General features: G+C 53.9%; 9 protein-coding genes. All 9 read right to left on the reverse strand.

Annotation, left to right across the window (positions count from 1 at the left end):
- On the reverse strand, positions 1 to 482 hold a 482-nt coding region (locus ACOYNV_RS23470), incomplete at its 3' end, for a hypothetical protein (protein WP_422902230.1).
- The gene (locus ACOYNV_RS23475; protein WP_422902231.1) at positions 479 to 2,356 is read right to left on the reverse strand and encodes a hypothetical protein; all 1,878 of its coding nucleotides are present in this window, start codon (positions 2,354 to 2,356) and stop codon (positions 479 to 481) included. The genes ACOYNV_RS23470 and ACOYNV_RS23475, both read right to left, overlap by 4 nt.
- Positions 2,349 to 3,296, reverse strand: coding sequence for a hypothetical protein (locus tag ACOYNV_RS23480; protein ID WP_422902232.1), 948 nt, complete (start codon positions 3,294 to 3,296; stop codon positions 2,349 to 2,351). The genes ACOYNV_RS23475 and ACOYNV_RS23480 overlap by 8 nt, the downstream gene beginning before the upstream one ends.
- A 10-nt stretch (positions 3,297 to 3,306) precedes the next feature.
- Positions 3,307 to 5,766 carry a hypothetical protein gene (locus tag ACOYNV_RS23485; protein ID WP_422902233.1) on the reverse strand — a complete coding sequence of 820 codons (2,460 nt, stop codon included), beginning with the start codon at positions 5,764 to 5,766 and terminating at the stop codon, positions 3,307 to 3,309.
- Positions 5,759 to 6,538 (reverse strand): Rha family transcriptional regulator, encoded by a 780-nt coding sequence (locus tag ACOYNV_RS23490; RefSeq protein WP_422902234.1) that lies wholly within the window; start codon positions 6,536 to 6,538, stop codon positions 5,759 to 5,761. The genes ACOYNV_RS23485 and ACOYNV_RS23490 overlap by 8 nt, the downstream gene beginning before the upstream one ends.
- Before the next feature lie 218 nt (positions 6,539 to 6,756).
- Positions 6,757 to 7,251 (reverse strand): hypothetical protein, encoded by a 495-nt coding sequence (locus ACOYNV_RS23495; protein ID WP_422902235.1) that lies wholly within the window; start codon positions 7,249 to 7,251, stop codon positions 6,757 to 6,759.
- Between the two features lie 68 nt (positions 7,252 to 7,319).
- The gene (locus ACOYNV_RS23500; RefSeq protein WP_422902236.1) at positions 7,320 to 7,607 is read right to left on the reverse strand and encodes a PAAR domain-containing protein; all 288 of its coding nucleotides are present in this window, start codon (positions 7,605 to 7,607) and stop codon (positions 7,320 to 7,322) included.
- Positions 7,591 to 8,070: a hypothetical protein gene (locus ACOYNV_RS23505; RefSeq protein ID WP_422902237.1), complete on the reverse strand. Its 480-nt coding sequence runs from the start codon at positions 8,068 to 8,070 to the stop codon at positions 7,591 to 7,593. The genes ACOYNV_RS23500 and ACOYNV_RS23505 overlap by 17 nt, the downstream gene beginning before the upstream one ends.
- Before the next feature lie 2 nt (positions 8,071 to 8,072).
- Entirely contained in the window at positions 8,073 to 8,489 is a 417-nt protein-coding gene (locus ACOYNV_RS23510) for a hypothetical protein (protein WP_422902238.1), read from the reverse strand.
- Between the last annotated feature and the right edge of the window lie 100 nt (positions 8,490 to 8,589).

Consider the following 8,589-nt stretch of genomic DNA (forward strand, 5'->3'; position numbering starts at 1 on the left):
TTCGGGTCGTATTCGTAATAATGCGCTGTCGGGTTGCGGGGGGCTTGGGGTTCGGTAGGTTCAGCTCGTGCCCTGCCAATCACCGCCCGCAGAATATCGCCCATGAGGGCAACCTTCGCCAGCACGCTCTTCTCAGTACGGATAGCTCGGCGAAGATCAGCAAGCGATGTCGGAATGTCGTTAGCGCCGTCCATAACCAATCCGTCTTCCTCTTCGTATTCCTCGTTATCAAAAAAGTCCAAGGGAGGAACAATCGTCACCCCGCTTTCTTTGGACTGGCAGCAGTAGTAGAAATCGTGCGGCTCGATGTTTGTTTCGCTCATCGACATGCCTCTGCAATTTGTACTTCCCTCGATAACCATCTTCAAAAAGGTAACAGCAGCGGGGTTTCCATCAAACGTCACGCCGAATTCTTCGGGAAACGTTACGCTTACCGGACCAAACGGGGTTTCGGTCATGTAAATGTCGGATTGGTTGCTCATTTGCCGTGCTCCATAAGATATTTCGTGCTGCTGAGTTCGTGCCACCATGGGCGAATACGTTTTGACCAAATATGTGCAGCCACCTTGGCGATGGTCACATCGGTTGTTGGAAGATCAATACTGTCAGGCCACCCGCCTGTATCCCGGACAAGGATCAACCCATTTACTTTTCGCCTTGATTTTTCGCTTTTTACCTTCCCGGAGAACAGGTAAATGGCTTCTCCAATGCGGCCTGTCAGCGTCCACGAATCCATTCCGTACAGAGAATTCCCTTTTAGCCAGGTCATGTCTGTCGTCGGATCGATAGATACCATTGAGGCAATCTGGGCTTGCAGTTCTTTGACCGAATCGGCCTGGATATCAACCATGCCTTCGTTCATTTCGCGCATCGAGTCACGAATATCGCTGAACGCCTTTGCTAACGGACTTTGCTCGGCCAGCAGATAGCCGGATACAAACTCAAGCGTTTCCGGGTCTTTTGCCATGCGCTGGCCAAGCAGTAGCGGGTCAGAGAATGACTCCACGCCCATGCTGAAAACTTCTGACATTCCGTCGCTGTAAATCTTTCCAACGTATTCGTTGAAAAAACTGTCTTTGTAGGCTCTTTCATCGGGCTTGTAGCCGGAATTCCCGGTCAAGCTGCGTAGCGAATAGGTCTTGTCATCAACTGCGCGGCGGCGAATCAGGCGCCCGGACGCAATGCGCGCCACCGGGTCAGACTCGAAGTGGTGCGCCAGCTCGTGCCAGAGAACTTTCTTGTTGAATTGACCGTCAAGATTGATCGTCCCGGTCTCGCCGTGCGTGGTTATATCCGTCGCGTTGGCTCGGCGGTCGCCTTGGGAATTAACGCGCACCGCCGTAACCCGGCCTCCCGTAATCTGGAAAAACTCGGCCATGTCAGCGCGCAACTTCTTCACTGGGTAACCCATCTTGCCAAGACGTGCGGCAGCAGACTTGGTAATTTCTTGTGCCTCAGCCCATGCTTTCGCAGATTCAGCAGTGATCGGCGATGCTTTTACCAGTGCGTCTATCACCTTTTGCCCTACGGCAGTGATGGGCGCTCGCGCCTCATGTTTTGCCTTCTCCAGCGCGTCCTTTATCCCCCCGGAGAGCATCGCCGTGGATTCGTCGTACTTTGCGCGGTACTCGATATAAGCCTCGGTCTGAGCCTCGCCTGCTGCGATAAATGCTTTGTATGCGTCGCCGTCCATTCCGTCAAATTTACGGTTTTTTTGTGCGGCAAGCTCGTACTCTTTGTTTTTGTCACGATAGACCAGCCTAAGCATTCCGGCCTTTACAGCCGCTTCATTTTGCAGCTTGGCTAGTTCGGGCGCGACATCCTCAATCCGCAGAAATTCCGGATTTGGAAGCGATGCAGCATGGGCAATCTCATCACGCAACGCGGCGTCGAACTTGCCGCGAGCAATGTTTGCGTCGACAAGCGTGTTTGACGCTTCAAAGACCTTGATTCCCGGAAAGTCCGACAGGGCATCACGCAGAACTTTCTCGTCGATAGCGCCGGCCATTCCGGCTTGGGTTTCGCCGTAGGATATTGACTTCAATAACTTCTGAATCTCTTCGGCGTAGGTCTGGACAACAAGCCGCTCGGACTCATCACCACCTTTGGCCGCGTTAAGGATTTCGGCCAGCCTGGTAAACCCTGTCTTCGGCGAAAGAAGCTCATCAGCAAGGCTCTTTCCAGGGCGATCAAGAAGCACGCGGCGTATGGCCTGCACTCGCTTACCCGTCAGAACCCTTGCGCTAAGCTCAGTCGCTGCGGGGGCGCTGGCCAACCTCTCGCGCAAGCTCATGATCTGCATGCACATTGACAGGCGCTTTTGAACGCCTGCATAGGCCAAGGAGGAATCAGCCATTGATCTTCTCTTCCAGTTCGGCCCAATGGGTGATGGCGGAGTTGGCGGCGTCTTCTGCGGTACCTACGACCAGCAGGCCGGCGTCGTTCAATTCATTCACCGCCTCGGAAATCCGCCCGTACAGCGATTGCAGGCCGTCCATTCCGGCTCCGTCGTATTCCCCCGCGGCGATCTTGCGCAATGTGGCTATGTCGGCGTTTTCGGTGGCGACTGGTTCGGGAGAAGGAGTCGGAGATGGATATCCACCTAATATTCTGCGAATTTCAACTCGCCTAGCCACCAGTTTGGCCTTCTTCATGGCAGCCAGCGGCCCAGTTCCAGCCAATTCGATGGCGCTTTTATTTGCAACTAGCTCGGCAATCAGTTTCATTTTAGCCAAGACGCCAACAATGGAGGCGCTATCAAATGCATTGACGTCGTTCATTTCAAATCCTAAAATAAAGATGTCCACGTTGTCGGGGGTAGCTGGGATCAGCCCTGACGCATCATCTAAAGCTGCTGGACTACCTTTAGGTGCGTGGACACCTCTCCCTGGCTTGACAAATGCGGTAACTAGCCAGTGACCGGTCTTTCCGTCCCAATCGATTTTAATTCCAGCCCGGCCATTTGCTTTGTCTCTCAAGTGAATCTCGTTTTTGTGGCGCTGCTGTATGGTCATCTTTTCGATGAACCCTTGCAGGTCGTCTAGAGCCTCGGGGTGCCACTTGATTATTTTCGCCAAACCAAGTCCTTTGGCGCGAGGGTTGTCCGATGTATTTCCCCATCGAAGGTCAATATCGCCAATATCCGGGTGATAAAGAGCGGCAATTGCCACACCTCTTCCAGCTTTTTTTAGAGCCTCAATAGCGCCTTTTGCGTTATGCCTAAACTGCATGAATACCGGATCGTCCTCGCTTTGAGAGCTGTCGTATTCCATTGAAGATACCAAAGAATTTTCCATATCTTTCCCGTTATGCGATGTTGGCCGTTGCTGCCATAACAACCTCTTGCCACTTATTTACGGCTTGCTCGAAAATCGCGTCCATTTCTGAATCGCCAGCATTACGGTTGTAGGCCGCTTCCAGTTTGTCGATCAAGTCCGCTGCGAACAGGTCTGGGTTTGTCGCGTCGATAACCGACTGGAACAGGGCGCGGTCGGCGACCTTCTGCGGGTCTTCGGTGGCTACGACTGGAGGTTCATCCCCTCCCGTTGCCACAGGTGGATTAACCGGGGGAATGTTCCCGCCAGCGCCGGATGCGGCAACCGCCGACTCAAGCACCACGCCACCAGCCTTGGCTATCGCTACTGTCCCGGCCTCATAGGCAAGCTGCGCGGTTGCGAGAAAATTGGTTACTTGAACATTACCTATTTTCCCGGATTGGACAATGGAACGGCCTGACTTGTCCAGTTTTTGACGCGAGAACATGACAAAACCGAACGTTTCCGGTTTTTCGTAGTCCGTGTCGCCACCTCTCGAATACGATCCGGTTGCAGAAACAACCAGCGTGAACGAACCGGCAGGTTTGCGAGAAAGTGCATTTTTTGATTCCGTGCCTGATGAAACTGCACCACAGTAACCGGGTTTTGTTTTCCCAAATTCGTTGGCCGCTTCAATGGCCGATTGTCGATTCGTTTCATTCATCTGGTTGTACGCATCTATCTTCCTACCTTCTTCGCTTTTACTTGCGGCAGCTTCTTCCTCGTTTTCATACGAATCCGTCATTTCAGCAGCCCAATCAATCGCGCCACTCGGGTCGTAAACCCACTGATTGAAGCTTTCGTTTTCTTCGCCGTATTTATCAACGGTAGAAGCGTCTTTGTATTGAATATCACGATCATCGATGTCAAACGCCATGCCGCCATCGACTCTAACGCTTACCGTCATCAGCGTTTTGGTACCTTTCTTGATTGTGCCTTTGAGGTAGCCGGCGCTTCCAATTTCAGGGAATAGCGAATCAAGCACCGGAAGTGTTTCAATGGCTTCCCACGCCACAGTCCATCCAAAATACCTTGCCTTGTCTTCGATATTTACCGCTGAACTATAGGCATTTTCTTCTGTGCGTTTAAACCCTTTGTTGTATGCAGGGGCAGCGTAGGACACTGCCAGCAGAGCAAGGGCTTCCGGGGTTGCGGATGCGAAGTTATAGGGCATAGGAGGTGGCGGCGCGACATTTGGCGGTGCGTAGTCACTGGCGGGATCGCCGGATGCCGCCTTCGCCTTCCTCCCCTCAGCCTCGATCTTCGCCACCTCAAGCTCGCCCTGCACCTGCTTGAATTCAGCTTCCAAGCCGGTGATCTCATCCTTCAACCCGCCAATGGCAGCCATGCGCTCGGCGCGCTTGCCGTTTGCCCGGATGAATGCCGCGCTGTTCTTATCGGCAAGTTTCATGATGCGCCGTACTACCTCGCGCACATTCAGGTCTTCACCGCGCTCAGGCGCAACGACGATGGTGATGTCTTTCTTGTTCAGCAGCCACTTCCACGAAATCAGCTCATCCGTGCTGGCCATCTTTTTAGGCGTTACGTCCGGGTTGTGGAAGAAGATCGAAACCGACTGGCCATCGCTCAGTTCGAAGATGGCCGCAACATTGGCTACGCCCCGCTGGTTGAAGGGCTCAGTTACTTGCATTGCCGCTGGCTTGACGGTGCTTCCTGCCCGTTCCATTGCCTTGTTGAGCGCTTCCATCTTGTTCTCAAGCCTGGCAAAAGGAATGACCAGCGCGTCAAACGCAATAACCCCATCAGAATCTTCAAGGATGTCCTGCAGGCTGACAGAGTCAAGCAGCAGCCTTTCGCTGCCATCGGCGCGGCGGATGTCGTACAGCACCTGGTCAATTGTCTGGCTTGCGGGCAGCGCGTCGCTGTTCCATTGCACGTCTTTAGTCATTTCGAGTCCTTCATACGGGAGGTTTTCAGCGCGCAATGGCCGGCGCATGTTTCCGTGTTTCAGCCACCACTTGAGTTGAGAAATTGATACGGGGATGATGCTTTCCAGTCCATTCCAGCCACGGTCGTAGCTGTCTATATAGGCGCGGCGCGCAGAGTCTTCGTCCGGGAAGGCGATCAAAACCTTAGCCTCATCGAAGCGCCCGCCGACATTCTGGTTAATGACATAGGCCGATTCTGACTGCGGGTAGAATCCGACGAAGCAATCCACGCCGTCACCGTCATTTCCTTTGGTGCGCTCGAAATAGCCGTAGTGCGCCGCCATTCGGTTTGTCCATCGCTTGCCTGTCTTGGCATCAACACCGGTTCGATAGGTTCCGCGCGGCTGTTCAATGGCGATGCTCAGGCCATACAGGCTGACCCGGCCCATTTTGTAATTACCGGCGAGGCGCTGCGCCTCCGTAGGGGCAGGTATCGGGTTATGCCCGAAAGCACCGCCATGGGAAGCGGTCTCGATATGAAGGAAGGCGTCAGAATTAGGCATGGGCACATGGTATTTGTGCCGGCATGCCCATACCGGGCTGTTTTCCGCTAACTCTATCCAGGTCGGGCAATATTCTTCGTCCGCCCATGATGTCAACCAGCGTCTGTGCGATGCCTTTGGCGGCTACGTAAATGGCCTTGTAAGGCTGATCATCTTCCATTGCCCTGCGGATATGAATGGACAGTGCTTTCTCCACCATGCCCAGCGTGTCCAGACTTTCCACATCAAGCAGGTTGCGGAATCCCTTGGGCATTCCCGTGGCAACGGCAAACAGCAGTTTGTATTCCAGCTTGGTGAAGTTGGCGTAGTAGTGGTCCGCCCCTTTGCTTGCGCCTTGAGCTTTGGCGTACCCGATGAAATCGGCAATGGCGTCGGTCAGGTCGCGGCGCATACCCTTGCCCGCGTCTCGCACTGGCTGCCAGTCGTAACGTTTTTTAAGCAGTTCCTCCATAACGAGGAATGCATCGACAAGTTTGGCTTGCCCCTCTCTTGACTTCTTTCCGCCAATGAACGGCATAGCAATAAGCGCTGTTCGTTTGTCGAGTTGGTAGGCTCGTTGCTCCCGGTTCATCGTGTCGGTGTAGGAGATGTGCGAGAAACCTCGCACATCTATTGTTCCGTCTTTTGCGAGTGAATCAATCGCCCCCATAACATCACCATGCCTACGGCTAAGTTGTTCGGCGACGATCAATGATGTGGTAACAGGCTTACCTTGGTGCTCGGTAACGAGGGACGTGACCAATTGCGCTGGCGTGAATTTGCTGATTTGCATTGCATGCTCCTGCCCCGCGATTGGAAGGTATCGCGGCAAGCTATGCGGAGCTACATTGGCTTGTGTCGGCTAAATGCCTAGCCGCGACACCTGTTACTTTGAGCGTCGCTTAAGGGCGATTTAGCGCCGTTTTCCGTAATCAGATCAATCCAGCGGCGAAGGATGCTTCTTGTTTTTCTTCTTCAGCTTCGAAGGTTTCAGCGGTTTCAAAGCCATGGTTAAGCCGCTTCCGACGAGACCGGTGCAGCCAAGGCGGCTATCTCTTCACGAACGGTAGCAATTGCCGACTTCAGGGTATCGCGCTTTTCAGTCAGTGCTACCTCAACCTTTGGCGCTGCCGTGCGGATGCCTGGCGGTGGTTTTACGCTGATGGCGGCCATCATCTTCTGGAACTTCGTTCGACCGGTCTCCATGGCATTGACCATCTCTGCAATGGCGGCAACGTGGTCGTCCTGATTCTTGATCGGGATGATCTTTCCATTGAGCAGCGTCTGGTAAATGTCGCCACTTTGCTTGACGCGCATGACGATCTTCTGCGAGTCGGAAAAAGTAAGTACCATTTCACGATAGCTGATCCCGGAAGATCGCTTCACGCTCGGCGTAACGTCCTGCTGAACGACATTGGCCCCGGCGCGTGAGAAGTAGCGCATGGCTTGCTTGGCCGCTTTGTCCTTGACGGACATGTCCTCAAAACTGAATAGTAGGTTTTTCATGATGATCCTTGTTTGTGTTGCCCATAGTGTGTTGAATATTGCCCAATGAAACAGGCGCGTTTTCCCGCTTACCCTCCAGCAAACACGTTTCCTGACCCAGCGGCTGAAGCGCTTCCGCACCCGATGGGGTCACCAATCCGGGCAAGTTGCTTGCCGTTGACGTAGACGGTTGAGGATCCTGCGGCAAGGGTTGAGTCATGACATGTTGGTCCGCAGCAATGCGTTATCCAGTGGTCTCCCTGCCGGTGCGCACCAATGCTATTTACAAAAACATTTCCGGATGCCTGGTCGTTCGGCCTCCCGCCAAAACACCCGTGCCCGGTGCAGCCGTCTCCCAACCTAGTGACGGAGGGCATTGACAGCCTCCTTTAGCGCGGTGCATCCGGGGGTGAAATTGGCGTGAACGGTGATCAAGAATTCTGCGGAATCCGTTGTTTGATCGGACAGTTCGGCGGTTACTCGAATCGTCCAACGCTTGACGCTGGAAGCGCATGGCTGGAATTTGATAACCTCATCTGCATCGATGGGAATGTCGCTAAATTTCAGGCAGTGACCGGTTGCTCCTTTTATCTGGTATTCAATATCGATAGCGGGGAATGACCCTACCAAGGATTTTGGAGCCGATACGGTTACGCCTCCGGCGCCTGAAACAACCACAAGGCCGACAATCGGATCGCCAACAACCTCGTATGAGTAATTGGTGACGCTCAAGGCAGTATCCGAATCATCCACCGCCGTGATTGCTGGCTCTGCCCACTTTTCATCTTCCTGAACTTCTGCCCAAGGTGGCGCGGCAGGGTCTGGGGTCCATGTCAGCATGGTCAGTTCAAGTCAATACGCGGGGCGTTCATGACAATCCCTGCAGGCGTCAGGATGATCTCCGACGGTCCAACGGCAAGCCGCATCGTTCCATCCGCGAGAATCTCAACATTTTTATGATGCCAGCGCCGCCAATCGGCTGAATTCCCGGCTTGCGGGTTTCTCCATCCGGTAATGATCGGGTAACGAGAGTCGCCTCCGATAAACGCTATCCAGACCGTATCGCCGGGGAGTATCTCAATCTCGGTAGTATTCGACCCGGCGCGCGCTTTGTCGCCTATCGGGTATTCAATCTCTGCCTCTGGAAGCACATCGCCGCCATCGGTAACGCCTGGAATCTCTACCCGGCAAGTGCGCCTGGCCTGGTCATAGGTTTTGACGATAGCCGGGTACCGGCCTGGCATGAGTCCGTAATCCATCACCCCTCCAAGCTTCCAAGCCATAGACGGCTGTACTGGTTTGACTCGCCGCCGTCGGTACCGCTTTCGAATACGTGCGCCGCCGTGATAACAACCAAGT

Source organism: Propionivibrio sp., assembly GCF_049316945.1.
Taxonomy (GTDB): Bacteria; Pseudomonadota; Gammaproteobacteria; order Burkholderiales; family Rhodocyclaceae; genus Propionivibrio.

Excerpts from the sequence above, each read along its gene's own strand:
- ACOYNV_RS23500 (WP_422902236.1), bottom strand. The coding sequence starts at position 7,607 with ATGCCCTCCGTCACTAGGTTGGGAGACGGCTGCACCGGGCACGGGTGT.
- ACOYNV_RS23475 (WP_422902231.1), bottom strand. The coding sequence starts at position 2,356 with ATGGCTGATTCCTCCTTGGCCTATGCAGGCGTTCAAAAGCGCCTGTCA.
- ACOYNV_RS23480 (WP_422902232.1), bottom strand. The coding sequence starts at position 3,296 with ATGGAAAATTCTTTGGTATCTTCAATGGAATACGACAGCTCTCAAAGC.
- ACOYNV_RS23485 (WP_422902233.1), bottom strand. The coding sequence starts at position 5,766 with ATGCCTAATTCTGACGCCTTCCTTCATATCGAGACCGCTTCCCATGGC.
- ACOYNV_RS23510 (WP_422902238.1), bottom strand. The coding sequence starts at position 8,489 with ATGGATTACGGACTCATGCCAGGCCGGTACCCGGCTATCGTCAAAACC.
- ACOYNV_RS23505 (WP_422902237.1), bottom strand. The coding sequence starts at position 8,070 with ATGCTGACATGGACCCCAGACCCTGCCGCGCCACCTTGGGCAGAAGTT.
- ACOYNV_RS23490 (WP_422902234.1), bottom strand. The coding sequence starts at position 6,538 with ATGCAAATCAGCAAATTCACGCCAGCGCAATTGGTCACGTCCCTCGTT.
- ACOYNV_RS23495 (WP_422902235.1), bottom strand. The coding sequence starts at position 7,251 with ATGAAAAACCTACTATTCAGTTTTGAGGACATGTCCGTCAAGGACAAA.